Below are 12,575 nucleotides of genomic sequence, written 5' to 3'. Positions count from 1 at the left end.
TTCACCAGATCCCGTCCCACCGTCGACAGCGGAGGGCGATGCGCCCAAGGATCACCGTCGGCGGTGGCAATCCCCGTCAGCGCCGCCCGACCGCCAGTCCGGCGAAGCCGGGCTGACCCCCTGGACGCCGGAGATTTCTGGCCCGTCAGAGGAAGAGGTAACGCATATGTCTATCAATCTGCGCCCCGGAGGGCGGCTTGGCCGTCTCGCGCTCACTGCAGGTGTCAACCGCCGCTGGCTCGCGGCCACTGGCTTGACGCTCGCGTTCGCAATAGCGGGCACCATCCAACCGGGCACGGCTTTCGCGACCGGCGTCTGGTCGGCGTCGGGCCCGGTAACCTGGCAGGACAACAACGACTACCGGTACGTGTGGTCGGACGGCGACAATTCGTCGTGTCCCACGGACTCTTCGTGCAACGCCGCCACGAACACGTGGGATGCCACCAACAATGGCAACAACCAGAAGTGGTACGACCCGTCCCTCGGCGGGGGGCTGTACTACGAGCTGTGGGCGACGTCGTGGGACGGGTCGACGAACGTGAGTTCCGCCCATGACCTGTGCCTGGACAGCGACTCGACCTCCACCACGTGGGGCACGGGCAGGGGACACGTCTACGTGATCCCGTGCAACCAGGGCACCCACCAGAAGTGGTACGAGAAGAAGACCAACACCGGCTGGGAGCTCCAGAACGACGCGACAGGGCTGTGCCTGGACGCGGGTGGGGATCCGACGATCTCTGGGAAGGAGCTGTACGCCTACACGTGCTCGGGCGACGGGGACAGCTACCAGCGGTTCCACTGAGCCCGTTCGTCGGCTCGCCCGGCCCGCCTCGGCGGGTCCGGGTGCCCCGGTGTGCCTGAGCCGGACATCTGCGGTGGACACGCAGTTGGCTCCGGCGGTGTGGGAGCGGGACGGGCCGCGGACGGGTCGGCCGTGGCCGCCTGCCGCTCATCAGGTGATGCCCGCTGGGCGGGAGGCCGGGAACATCGCCCGTTGCGCCGGGCGGTCGGACCCCCGCACGCCATGGCCGTCAGTTCGACCGGGTTCAGGATCCCGAGGTGTCGACCGAGATCGCGAACGGCACCGTCGCCTGGTGGGCTGGCATCGGCTTCATCCGGTGGGCTACGTTGTGCAGCCATGACTACCGGGACGGCATTGCGCCACACACGGATTGGTGACCCGGTGCTCTTCTGAGCGCCGTACGGGCCGTTACCGGCCCGCTGTTGGATCGAGGATCTTGCGCTGCTGCGCGGGCTCCGCCTCCGTCGTGTTGATCACAGGCTCGACACGTCAATCACGACAGGAGAATTCATGCCCACCAAGATCCTGCAGATTCCCACCGCGGACGGCCAGGCCGACGCGTTCGCCTCCTTCCCCGACGACGGCGGGCGGCACCCGGGGGTGCTGATGTACGCGGACGGCTTCGGCATCCGGCCCGTGCTGCGGGACATGGCCAGCGAACTGTCCGGGCACGGGTACTACGTGCTCGTCCCCAACTTCTTCTACCGGCACGGCCCGGCACCGGTGATCGAACTTCCCGAGTACATCGGAGAAGAGGTCCGGCCCGCGGTCTTCGCACAGTTGATGCCCTTGATCGAGGCGCACACCGCCGAACGTGTCCTGAGCGACGCGGACGCCTATCTGAAGTTCCTCACCGCTCAGCCCGAGGTCAGCGCCGGACCGGTCGCGGTGACCGGCTACTGCATCGGCGGTCTCCTGGCGACGCGCACCGCCGCGGCCCACCCCAGCCAGGTAGCCGCTCTCGCCGCATTCCACGGCCCAGTGGGAGTCGACGGACCCGACAGCCTCTCCAAGCTCACCGCCGAGCTCCACTTCGGCCACGCGGAGAGCGACTTGACGCCAGAGGCCCTCGGCGAGCTCAACCAGGCCCTGGACGCGGCGGGTGTCGGCTACACCTCCGAGATCTACCCCGGCACCGTCCACGGCTTCACCATGTCCGACACCGATGCCTTCGACCCCACCGCACTGCGGCTTCACTGGGACCGCCTGCTGCCCCTTCTCGACCGCACCCTGACCAGGAGTTGATGCTCCGGCCCGGACGTTTCCGGAGTCCTAGCGATGTCCGGAGTCCGTGGAGGTCGGGCTTCGCCCGCCCTCCACGGATGCGTAGTCGGTCAGGTCTCGCCTCGCCGATGCGGGGACGTAGATCTATCCCGCAGACCCGCCCTCGGCGATCGCGGCGGGCAGCCAGAAGCGGCTGTATCCGGTCGGTCCCGGACCGGTGGGGATCTCCGACTCGAGGACGTGGGCCTGCTCGGACGGGCGCACGCCGGTGCGGACCATGAAGTCGCGGAACACGCAGTTGCTGCCGCCCAGTTGGTCGCCGCCGGCCGTCGCCGCCGGCCGTCGCCGCCCGATGGTCCTGGACGGATGTGATCACCCGAGCGGTCCAGCGACTCGCGGACCTGCCGAACCCCGGCTGACCAGCGAATCCGACCACCCCGACAAGCCACGGCAACATCCCGGAGCCGTGGAACCCCGACGCCCACCCGACGGGCATCAGCCGGGCCGTCAGCCTGCCAAGACTCCGAAAATCCCGGTCAGCACACACCACAGAGGGTCCGTCAGCATGCTGACGGACCCTCATGAACGATCGAGGCTAGGATCGCTGCCGGAGAGGCAGGGAAGCCCTCCGAAGCTGGTTCGATTGAGGGGCGAAATGGCACGATGGCGGGCCCTGCCTGGGGGACTTGATCCGGTGGTTGCGCGATTTGTCATTCAGCTGCGCGAGCTAAAGGACACCAGCGGGCGGACTCTTCAGGAGCTCGCCGGCGAAACCGGATACAGCTCATCCTCCTGGGAGCGATACCTGGGCGGTCGGTCGTTGCCGCCTCGCGCCGCGGTGGAGGCGCTCGCAAGGATCGCAGGTGGGGACCCAGTGCGTATGCTGGCCCATCTGGAGCTGGCAGCGGACGCCTGGCGGGCCCAACTGGAGGCCAGGGGCGCCGCCGGTGACGCCCAGCCGGAGACCGCCGAGGGGCCTGTCACTACTGCGGCGAGCACCCCTGTCGAAGATCCCGCAGTTCCGGTTACGGCCCCGGCGCAGAGAGACACACGGCCCAGCCACCGGCTTCGTACGGGATGGCGAGGGATCGTCACGCTCGGCGGCGCGGCCGTAGTGGGCGCCGTGATCACGCTGCTGCTCGTCCAGCCGAGCCAGGGCGCAGCGGCTTGTTCACCGACGCCCACCGCGGTCCACAAGCCGGTGACCTACGCCTGTACATGGAGCCATAAGGCGGGGGCATGGTACGCGGGCAACAGCACCACGAATTCACTGCAGCTGGTAGTTGACATGTCCGGACCTGATGTGGCCGAGCTTCAGTGCCTGCTCCAGCGCGCAGGGATCACGCCCGGCGGAATCGACGGGAACTTCGGACCGCTGACCGAGTCCGCCGTGATCAAAGCACAGAAGCAGTTCCACCTGGATGTGGACGGCCAGGTCGGCCCGCACACTTGGGCTGCCCTGCGCGGATGAACCACCATCAAATGCTGCGCCAGGCCCGAACCAGTAGTCAGCGGCAGTGCGTAGTCCTGGCCGCCGAACTGCGCCTCCTGCGCGAGCGCTCAGGTCTCACCATCGCGGCCTTGGCTGAGGAGTCCGCCTACAGCCGGTCCTCCTGGCAGCGATATCTGACCGGCGCCGCACTGCCGCCCTGGCTGGCCGTGCGGGCGCTGTGCCATCTCGCCGGCGAGCCGGAGCCGCGGATCCGAGCCCTGTGGGAACTGGCAGAGGCCGCCTGGAGCGGGCGCGGGGGCGTTGCCTCGGTCCCCGCTGCGCCCCCGCCTCCGGCTCCGGCTCCGGAGCCGGAGCGTCAGTGCGACCCGGTTCCGCCGAAGAACGCGGAGGAGTCGGGCCGCCTCTCCGAGCAGGCCCATCACTTCGCACGCGGAACCCGCACCCGTGCTGTCGCAGCTGTGCTGCTCCTGTTTGCCGCACTATGTACTGCGGTCTACCTCAAGGATCATGCGGGTGGCCATGCCTCCGCGCAGTTGTCCAGCACGACGTCCGGATTCCACGTCGGCTGTGTCGGCACCGCCTGCAACGGCCTTGATCCGGGGACGACACTGTGCGGCGTGGAACCGGAGACGCTGCTGGAGCTACTGCCCCGGAACGGGGCCGGGCTGGAAGTGCGGTACCAGCCATTGTGCCGTGCAGCCTGGGCACGTACCTGGAACAACCAGCTCGGTGACAAGCTCACACTGTCCAGGCCGGGCGCGCCGACTCAGGTCGTCACTGTCACCGACCCGCACCTGCTCGACGCGTTCAGCTACACCCCGCTGCTCGCCTTCACCAGCAACGGCGCCCCTTTGAAGGTTTGCCTGACCACGTTCTCGCCGCCTTCGCCGTCCTCCCACCCGTCCACCACCTGCGATTCGGTGCCGTTTCCTGCTGCCTCCGCGTCCCAGGGGTAGCCCGCTGACCCGTCCCACCGTCATGGGGGCGTGTTTCCGCATGTCAGAGACGTGGACCTCCATCAACGCGCCACTGCGCCGGAGATCTCCGCGTTCCCCGGCCATGACCCGTTCCACCGTCACCCGGGCCGAGAGAAGCGCAGGTCAGAGCCTGGATGCCCTCGCAATCTCGTCAATCGGCGGTCGGGTGTGGTGGGCCGACCGCCGCCGCCGCCAGGATCGGAACCGCACGACCCCGGCGGCCCGGATCCTCACGGCCGTCGACGGCACCGTGCCTCAGCAACCCACGCACAGAAGGAACCCACGCTCATGAAGGTCATCGGCAAGGGGCTCGCCCTCGGACTCGCCTCGGTCGGGCTCGTCGGCAGCGGACTCGCTGTTGCACCCACCGCGGATGCGGCGACCACCGCCGCGTACTCCTCCACCAGCTGCACCACGGTGTACTACAAGAACAACGCGCTGCTGTTCCAGCAGTTGGTCCCCAACCACAACCTGGCCTACGGCGACAACGGCGACTACTGCGTGAAGCTGCTGCAGAAGGGCATCAACGCGTACTACGGTGGCGCCCCGCTGGCCGTGGACGGCAACTTCGGGCCGGCGACCGAGTCCTGGGTCAAGAAGTTCCAGACCGACTCGCCCTGCTCGCAGGGCATCGACGGCCAGGCAGGCCCCAACACCAACAGCTGCCTGGAATACCTCACCGGCGCCTACGGCCCCATCTACCCCGAGTGATCTGCCCCGAGTGACAGAAGAGGGCTTCCGTGAAAGCGGGAGCCCTCTTCCCGTCCGGCGCCCATCACCCGACCAGGCAGATGTGCTGATGGGGTTCAGCGGGGGACGCCGTGGCCGCCTGTGTTCCGGGAGGGCTCGGGGGCGGTGGGCCCGGCTTGCGCGACGGTCAGGACAGGCCGATGGTCTGCGCGCACCAGATGGTCTTGCCGTTTGTGCTGTGCCGGGTGCCCCAGCCCTGGGTGAGCTGGGCGACGAGCAGCAGGCCGCGGCCGCCCTCGTCGAAGGCGCGCGCCCGGCGCAGGTGCGGGCTGGTGTCCCTGGCGTCGGAGACCTCGCAGATCAGCTGCCTGTCGCGGATCAGCCTCAGTTTGATGGGCGGCTCGCCGTACTTGATGGCGTTGGTGACCAGCTCGCTGACGACCAGTTCGGTGACGAACGCGGCCTCCTGCATGCCCCACGCGTCCAACCGTTCCATGGCGACCGCTCGGGCGTACCGCACCTGCGCGACGTCGGGCTCGATGTCCCAGTCGGCGACGTGGTCGGGAGCCAGCGCGTGGGTTCGGGCGAGCAGCAGGGCCGCGTCGTCGGTCCGGTGGGAGGGGAGGAGGGTGTTGGTCACGGTGTCGCAGAGGGCCTCAAGCGAGGTGGCCGGTCCGCTGAGGATCTGGACGAGTTCGCTGGTCCGGTCGACGTCGCACCCGCGGCTCTCCAGCAGGCCGTCGGTGTAGAGGGCGAGCAGGCTGCCCTCCGGCAGTTCGAGCTCTACCGCCTCGAAGGGCAATCCGCCGACTCCGAGCGGCGGTCCCGCGTGGGCGGGCACTGCGGTGACGGTGCCGTTCGGGGCGATGATCAGCGGAAGCGGGTGGCCGGCGCTCGCGAGTGCGCAGCGGCGGGAGACCGGATCGTAAACCGCGTACAGGCAGGTGGCGCCGGATTCGCCGGTGGCCTCGAAGCGGCCCTCGGGGTGGAGGTCGTCGGGGGCGTGCAGGACCAGGTCGTCCAGATGGGTCAGCAGCTCGTCCGGTGGCAGGTCCACGTCGGCCAGGGTGCGGACCGCCGTGCGCAGCCGTCCCATGCTGGCCGAGGCGTGCAGGCCGCGGCCGACGACGTCGCCGACGACCAGGGCGACCCGGGCGCCGGACAACGGAATGACATCGAACCAGTCGCCGCCCACGCCCGCGTCCGCGTCGGCGGGCAGGTACCGGGAGGCCACCTCGATCGCCTCCTGGCTCGGCAGCCGCTGCGGCAGCAGGCTGCGCTGCAGGGTCAGGGCGGTGGTGTGCTCGCGGGTGTAGCGGCGGGCGTTGTCGAGGGCGACGGCCGCCTTCGCGGTCATCTCCTCGGCGAGGATCAGGTCGTCGGCGGTGAAGCTCTCCGGCCGCTCGCTGCGGGCGAACGTGACGACCCCGAGCAGGGCGCCGCGCGCCCGGAGCGGCACGGTGATCCGGCCGGTCAGCCCCTTCGCGGCGATCGTCCCGTCGATCACCGGGTTGCCCGGCGGCCAGTGCGCCGGGTCGGCGGCGAGACCGGGCCCGAAGCCCCACTCGCCGCCTGGGCCGGGTTCGGCGGCAAGATGCACCATCGACGTGTCGGAGGCCATGCAGCGGACCGCGACCGAGTTCGGCGAGTAGTGGACCGATGCGGGCTCGGGACGCCGGTCGGCACCCTCCCGCACGCCGTACCGGCCGACCCGTCGCAGCGTGACGGTTCCGTCGACGGTGAACGCGGCCGAGAGGGGCGGCTCGTCGCCGCGCAGCACCTGCTCGAAGAGGTCGACAGTGACGCGGTCGGCGAAACCCGGCACCGAGACGCGCGCCAGTTCCTCGGCGGTACCGGCAACGTCGAGGGTCTGGCCGATGCCCTTGCTGGCCTCGCCGAGGACCAGCAGCCGCTGCCGGGCCCAGTACTCGGCGCTCATGTCGAAGCCCCAGTTGGCGACCGCGCGGATCGTGCCCTGCTCGTCCCGGACGGGCCACATGCTGGTGGCCCAGGCGTTGGCGTAGTTGCTGCCGAGCGGCCGGAAGACCGTGATCAGTCGGGCCGGTTCGCCTGTCCGGGCGACCTCGGAGAGCTGGTTGGTGTACGCGGTGTCGTCGAGCTCGGGGAACAGCTCGCGGTACTTCTCGCCGAGCACCTGCTGCTCCGAGTGCGCCATCACCCGGCAGGCGGACTCGTTAACCCAGAGAAAGCGCAGGTCGGGGTCGTAGACGCCCAAGGCGAACGGGCACTGCTCGAAAGCCCGGTCGGCGATCACCGGGCGGCGATCCCAGCGCTGCACAGTCACAACCCGCCCGAGCGCCTGGCCGCCGTCGCCGTGCAGTGGGTGCGATGTCACCGCGGTGTCCACGGTGGAACCGTTCCGGTGGCGTAGGCCGACGCGTCCCTCACAGCTCTCGGGGAAGCCGGGGACAGGCTCGGCCAGCAGGGAGGCGCAGGGACGCCCGACGGTTTCCTGCGGTGTCCAGCCCAGCAGCAGCCGTCCGCCCTCGCTCCAGCCGGTCACCAGGCCGTCCAGGTCGAGCACGACCACGGCTGTGGGTGCGTCCTGCTTGTCCTCCGCCGTCTCCACGCGCCACGCCTCCGTCCGGGCAGCCGTGCACGCCAGACTTCGGGTACCGGCGTCCTTTCCAGCCTAGGTCCGACGCTTCCCAGGCGCGCGACCCCGACCGATGCTGGGGAGAGCGCTGTCCCCCCTGCCGGCGCGGGCGTCGCACCTCCCCTGCAGGGCCGGCCGCGAGCGCCGTGCGCGCGCTGCGCGGCGTCGTCAGCGACGGGGAGACCGACCGGCTCGGCACGTGGCGATCGTGATCGCCGGCCTCCGGCAGGGCCCTGCCCCGGAGGCACTCGAATCGTGGTGAACTCGTGGGTGACGAACTGTCACCGGCGTACCGCATCAGCGACCCGCAGCCGTGCACTCGGATGGCCGTCCCACGTGCTGAACTGATCCTCGTTGGCCAAGCTGGGAAGATGCGAAGCCCACTTCCCTGTTCCGTCCGGTGCCGCCGCACGATCCGAGGCCGGATCGCACGCCGCCCGGGGCGGGCGAATGACCTCTGAACAGATCTTCGCGGGTACCGCTCTGATCGTCGTCCTCGCGGTGGGCTCCCAGATTCTGGCAGGCCGGCTACGCCTGCCGGGCATCATCCTGCTGCTTCCGGCGGGCTTCGCCGCCGGTGCACTCACCGACGACGTCCACCCGGACAAGCTGCTGGGCCCGGCGTTCTCTCCACTTGTCTCCCTGGCGGTGGCGATCATCCTCTACGACGCCGGGCTGGAACTGGACCTGCGCCGACTGACCGGCGACGCCCGGCGCACCGTGGTCCGCCTGATCTGGATCGGGACCCTGCTGACCTGGCCGATCGCCGCGCTTGCAGCCGCCCCACTGCTGGACATCTCGACCCAGTCCGCCGCAATGCTCGGGGTGATCCTCATCGTCTCCGGGCCCACGGTGGTCGGGCCGCTGCTCAACTTCGTCCGGCCGGGCGGGGAACTGCGCCGCATCCTGCTCTGGGAGGGGTCCCTGATCGACGCGGTAGGCGGCGTGCTCGGCGCGCTGGTGTTCGCCGCGCTCGAGTCCGGCTATCGGGTCTCCCCGGGCTCTGCCGCGCTGCACGTGCTCAGCAGCGCCGGCGTCGGGATCGCCGGGGGTGTCCTCGGCGCCGGCGTGCTCTGGCTGCTGCTGTCTCGTGTCGGCCTGGGCGAGATCCTGGGTACGACGACGCAACTGGCCGCAGTGGTCGGCATCGCAGCCGGGTGCAACGTGTTGCGCGACGATGCCGGACTGATCGCCGCCATCATCATGGGCGTGGCCATGGCCACGCTCGCCGACCTGCCGGTTCGACGGCCGTTCTTCGAGACGCTGGTGTCGCTGATCATCGGAGTGCTCTTCGTGTCGATCTCCGCGACGGTCGCCCCGGTGTCCCTGCGCCACGTGGTCCTGCCGGCCCTCGGGCTGACTGCGGTGCTGGTCCTGGTCGCCCGACCCGTGGTCGCCGCGCTGTCCACGTTCGGCAGCGACCTCGAACGGCGCGAGCGCTGCTTCCTCGGCTGGATGGCGCCGCGCGGCATCGTCGCGGCCTCGACCGCCGCCACCTTCTCGGCCAGCCTCGTGGACAAGGGCATCGGGGGAGCCGAGAAGATCCTTCCCGCGACCTTCATCGTGATCGTCACCACGGTGCTCCTCTACGGGCTGAGCGCCGTGCCGGTCGCCCGCCGTCTCCAGGTGACGGGCTCCACTCGCTCAAGGCCGCTGCTGGTGGGCGGCGATCCCTGGGTCGTCGCCCTCGGACGCGCGTTCCTGGAGGCCGGCCTGGAGGTCTTGATGTGGGCAGGGGAGCCGGACCAGCGGGACCGGATCAGGGCGGCTGGGCTCGAACTGGCCCCGGGTGAACTGCTCGCCACCGCGGCCGGAAAGGGGGCGGAGCTCGAAGGGATCACCAGCGTCCTGCTGCTGACGAACCAGGACGACTTCAACGCGCTGGCCGCCGTACTGCTGCAACGTGAGGACGGCCCCGAGGTCTACCGGCTTGCCGAACGAGCACAGGGCCGAGGCGTGGTCGCGCCCTTCCTGGACGGCGAGGTGCTGTTCGCCCGGGGGCTGTCGAGCGCTGTCCTGGCCGGTCGCCACCGGGCCGGCGCGGCCATCCGGGTTCACCCCGGGCAGCCCCCGCCGGCGAAGGGGCACGACCTCCTGTTCACGGTCGACGAGAACGGACGCCTGCGCCCCGCGACGAGCCGGGCCGGCTTCGAACCGTCTCCAGGGGGCTATGCGATCACGCTCGGGCCGGGCGGAGCCGACCTGAGAGGCGAGCCGGTCTGACAGATGGCCAACACGTTCTGAGCTGGCTGAGGCGGTCGCCCGCTTGTCTTTGGCTGAGCGCACTGTGGTCGAACGATGCTTCCCCCATTCTGGCGGGGTTGCCGGACTTGGACCGCCCTGCCTTATCCTGGGGCCGCGAAAGTTGAGAAGGGTGACTTCGAACGGCAGTGGGTGCACAGTCCTGACGGTGCTCATGTGATGTGAATCACGGCAACGTTCACGCGGGGTCGGACAGGGCTGGGTATGGACAATTCGATACGCGCCGGGGTGCGCGCCGGGGATCCGGCGGCATTCGGACAGATCTTCGAGGAACACGGCCGAGCCGTCTACCGGTACGCGGTACGGGTATCCGGTGACTGGGCGACCGCCGAGGACGTGGTCTCGCTGACCTTCCTGGAGGCTTGGCGGCTGCGGTCCAGGGTCGAACTCGATGGCGGAAGCCTGCGGCCCTGGCTGCTGGGCATCGCCACCAACGTCCTACGCAACACCCGCCGCGCCGCCCGCCGCCACGGCAACGCCGTCGCCCGTCTGCCTCCACTCGCGGTAGTACCTGACTTCGTCGACGAACTCACCGGCCGCCTCGCGGATGCCGCGCAGATCGCCGCTGCCAAAGCCGCACTGCAGCAACTGCGTCCCGCCGAGCGGGAGGTTTTCGCGCTGTGCGTGTGGGAGGGGTTGGACCACAAGGCTGTCGCCGAGGCGCTGGGCAAGCCGGTGGGCACGATCCGGTCCCGACTCTCCCGCGCCCGGAAGCGGTTGCGGGAGCTGACCCGTGAGCAACTCGCCGACACAGTCGGGGCCCAGGGGGGCGGGCAACGCCGACCGACCCGCGGACAGGTAACAGATGACTGCGCATCCGCAGCCACGACGCTCAAGGAGACCTACCGATGAACGCCACCCCCCTGTCCCGGTGCGATCAGGCCGAGCGGGAGGAACTGGCCCGGCTGCTGCCGGCCGCCGGCGACCCGGAGCTCTCCCCTAGTCGGCACCTCCTGCTGAAGGAACACCTGATGAACACCGTGGCCGACCACAACCGCCGCATCCGCGCCCGGCGTCCCCGCTCCCGCCGAACCCTGGCGCTGCGGATCGCGCTCCCCGCGGGCTTGGCCGCCGCCGGCATCGCCATCGCCGCGTCGGCCGGCCACCCCGCCGCCGGCACCCCCCACGCCTCCCATGGCCCTGTCACGGCCGTCACCATCTCTGCAGCCGGGTACACCCTGCAGAGCAGCACCGACCACACCGTGACGCTGACCGTAGTCAATGCCAAGAACGAGATCGACCTCGTCGGCCTCCAGCGCGATCTGGACCGCGTGGGCGCCCACGCGCATGTCTACGCCGGCGACCCCACCTGCAACAACGGGATCAGCGTGATCAACAACGGTCCCGCCCTCCAGGGCCTGCCGGGCGCCCCCGCCTCCGATAGCACGCACGCTGGGCTGAACGTGGCCGACGAGGGCAGGGCCACCGTCCTCAAGGTCACTCCTGACAAGATCCCCGCCGACGACACCCTCTACCTCTACTTCCCCCTCGCCAGGACCTCTCCCGCCGACACCTACCGGGACTTCCAGATCGGAATGCTGCGCGGCACCATTCCCACCTGCCTGCCGGCCCAGACCTACACCGATCCCTTCGCGGCCCAGGAGACGAAGCACTGAACCGCTGGCCAGTCACCTGAACCCGGTGCCCATTGCGCCCCGGCCCCGCCACACCGGGGCCGGGGCGTGCCCGGCTTGGCGTCCCGGCCGGCAACAACCTCAGCTGCTGGCGAGGACCGGCTCCCGCCCGGGAGGCCGGGTGGGAGCCGGGACAGTCGACGGGCGGATCAGATGCGGCGGATGGCGTAGATCGAGCCGATCTCGGACATCTTCTCGAACTTCACCACGGTGCCGGTGTGCGGGGCGTGGAACAGCAGGCCGTCACCGGCGTAGATGCCGACGTGGGTGTTGTTGTTGAAGAAGACCAGGTCTCCGACTTTGATGTCGGCGAGGCTGATCGCGGTGCCCTTGTCGACCTGGTCGTATGTGGTGCGGCCGATGGCCACGCCCGCCTGGGCGAAGGCCCACTGGGTCAGTCCCGAGCAGTCCCAGCGGTCCGGTCCGGTGCCCCCGCGCAGATAGGGGTCGCCTTGCTGGGTCTTGGCGGCAGCGAGCGCCGCCATGCCGATCGAGCTGCCGGGGGCGTTGGGGCCGCTCGCGCCGTTGGTGGTGCTGGAGCTGCCGCTCGAACCGCCGGTACTCGAGGCGTGGCCGGCGTTGTCGCTGGCGATGGAATTGGCCTGGGCGTCCGCCGTGTCCTGGGCGGCCTTGAGCGCGGCAGCCTGAGCGGTGGTCAGCGAATCCAGCTGGGCCTTGGCCGCATCCAGTCTCTGCTGCATGGCGTTCCTGGCGGCCGCCAGCTGCTTGCCGGCCGCATCCAGCTGCTTCAGCTTGCCTTCGGCGTCGGCCTTCTCCTGGTCCAGGGTCGCCTGCTCGGCCTTGAGGCCGGCGAGCATCGCGGTCTGACTGCTGGCGATGCGACTCTGCGAGGACGCCTGGTTGAGGTAGGTCGTGGGGTCCGAGGAGAGCATCAGCTGGACCGAGGGGTCGATCG

The 12,575-nt window shown here is 69.9% G+C and carries 11 protein-coding genes and 1 pseudogene; 9 read left to right on the top strand and 3 right to left on the bottom strand.

All coding sequences use genetic code 11. The annotated features are described in order from the left end of the window. The first annotated feature begins 166 nt into the window (after positions 1-166). Together TR46_RS38510 and TR46_RS32370 are read left to right on the top strand one after the other, a co-directional pair. Entirely contained in the window at positions 167-802 is a 636-nt protein-coding gene (locus TR46_RS38510) for a ricin-type beta-trefoil lectin domain protein (RefSeq protein WP_052433288.1), read from the top strand. Positions 803-1,312: 510 nt separating this feature from the next. Beyond that, a complete protein-coding gene (locus TR46_RS32370; protein ID WP_042408987.1) occupies positions 1,313-2,047 on the top strand; it encodes a dienelactone hydrolase family protein in 735 nt (244 codons plus the stop codon). A 123-nt stretch (positions 2,048-2,170) separates the two neighbouring features. On the opposite strand, the gene TR46_RS43320 is transcribed toward TR46_RS32370, so the two are convergent. Beyond that, positions 2,171-2,320 (bottom strand): hypothetical protein, encoded by a 150-nt coding sequence (locus TR46_RS43320; protein ID WP_169790680.1) that lies wholly within the window; start codon positions 2,318-2,320, stop codon positions 2,171-2,173. 271 nt (positions 2,321-2,591) lie between these two features. Between TR46_RS43320 and TR46_RS45615 the strand changes: the two are divergent. The 4 genes and pseudogenes from TR46_RS45615 to TR46_RS32355 all read left to right on the top strand — a co-directional run. After that, positions 2,592-2,891 (top strand): annotated as a pseudogene (locus TR46_RS45615) (helix-turn-helix domain-containing protein); the annotation flags it as partial. A 258-nt stretch (positions 2,892-3,149) separates the two neighbouring features. Beyond that, positions 3,150-3,497 carry a peptidoglycan-binding domain-containing protein gene (locus tag TR46_RS44740; protein WP_236655619.1) on the top strand — a complete coding sequence of 116 codons (348 nt, stop codon included), beginning with the start codon at positions 3,150-3,152 and terminating at the stop codon, positions 3,495-3,497. Beyond that, a complete protein-coding gene (locus TR46_RS32360; protein WP_084719130.1) occupies positions 3,494-4,435 on the top strand; it encodes a helix-turn-helix domain-containing protein in 942 nt (313 codons plus the stop codon). The genes TR46_RS44740 and TR46_RS32360 overlap by 4 nt, the downstream gene beginning before the upstream one ends. Positions 4,436-4,744: 309 nt before the next feature. Continuing rightward, complete coding sequence (locus tag TR46_RS32355) at positions 4,745-5,167, top strand: peptidoglycan-binding domain-containing protein (protein WP_042408981.1); 423 nt, start codon at positions 4,745-4,747, stop codon at positions 5,165-5,167. A 166-nt stretch (positions 5,168-5,333) separates the two neighbouring features. Here TR46_RS32355 and TR46_RS32350 read toward each other — a convergent pair whose 3' ends face one another. Then, positions 5,334-7,736 (bottom strand): SpoIIE family protein phosphatase, encoded by a 2,403-nt coding sequence (locus TR46_RS32350; protein WP_042408977.1) that lies wholly within the window; start codon positions 7,734-7,736, stop codon positions 5,334-5,336. Between the two features lie 477 nt (positions 7,737-8,213). On the opposite strand from TR46_RS32350, the gene TR46_RS32345 reads away from it, so the two are divergent. The 3 genes from TR46_RS32345 (at position 8,214) to TR46_RS32335 (ending at position 11,641) form a co-directional block, all read left to right on the top strand. Then, positions 8,214-9,986 (top strand): cation:proton antiporter, encoded by a 1,773-nt coding sequence (locus TR46_RS32345; RefSeq protein ID WP_042408975.1) that lies wholly within the window; start codon positions 8,214-8,216, stop codon positions 9,984-9,986. A 243-nt stretch (positions 9,987-10,229) separates the two neighbouring features. Next, positions 10,230-10,877, top strand: a complete 648-nt coding sequence (locus TR46_RS32340; protein ID WP_042408971.1) for an RNA polymerase sigma factor — start codon at positions 10,230-10,232, stop codon at positions 10,875-10,877. Then, a complete protein-coding gene (locus TR46_RS32335; RefSeq protein ID WP_042408968.1) occupies positions 10,874-11,641 on the top strand; it encodes a hypothetical protein in 768 nt (255 codons plus the stop codon). The genes TR46_RS32340 and TR46_RS32335 overlap by 4 nt, the downstream gene beginning before the upstream one ends. A 167-nt stretch (positions 11,642-11,808) precedes the next feature. Here TR46_RS32335 and TR46_RS32330 read toward each other — a convergent pair. After that, positions 11,809-12,575, bottom strand: a 767-nt coding sequence (locus TR46_RS32330) for a C40 family peptidase (protein ID WP_042408965.1), incomplete at its 5' end; no start/stop codon positions are given.

It is taken from the genome of Streptacidiphilus carbonis (assembly GCF_000787775.1).
GTDB lineage: Bacteria > Actinomycetota > Actinomycetes > Streptomycetales > Streptomycetaceae > Streptacidiphilus > Streptacidiphilus carbonis.
The sequence above is the reverse complement of the archived record's forward strand: the minus strand, read 5'-3'. Positions and strand labels throughout refer to the sequence as shown.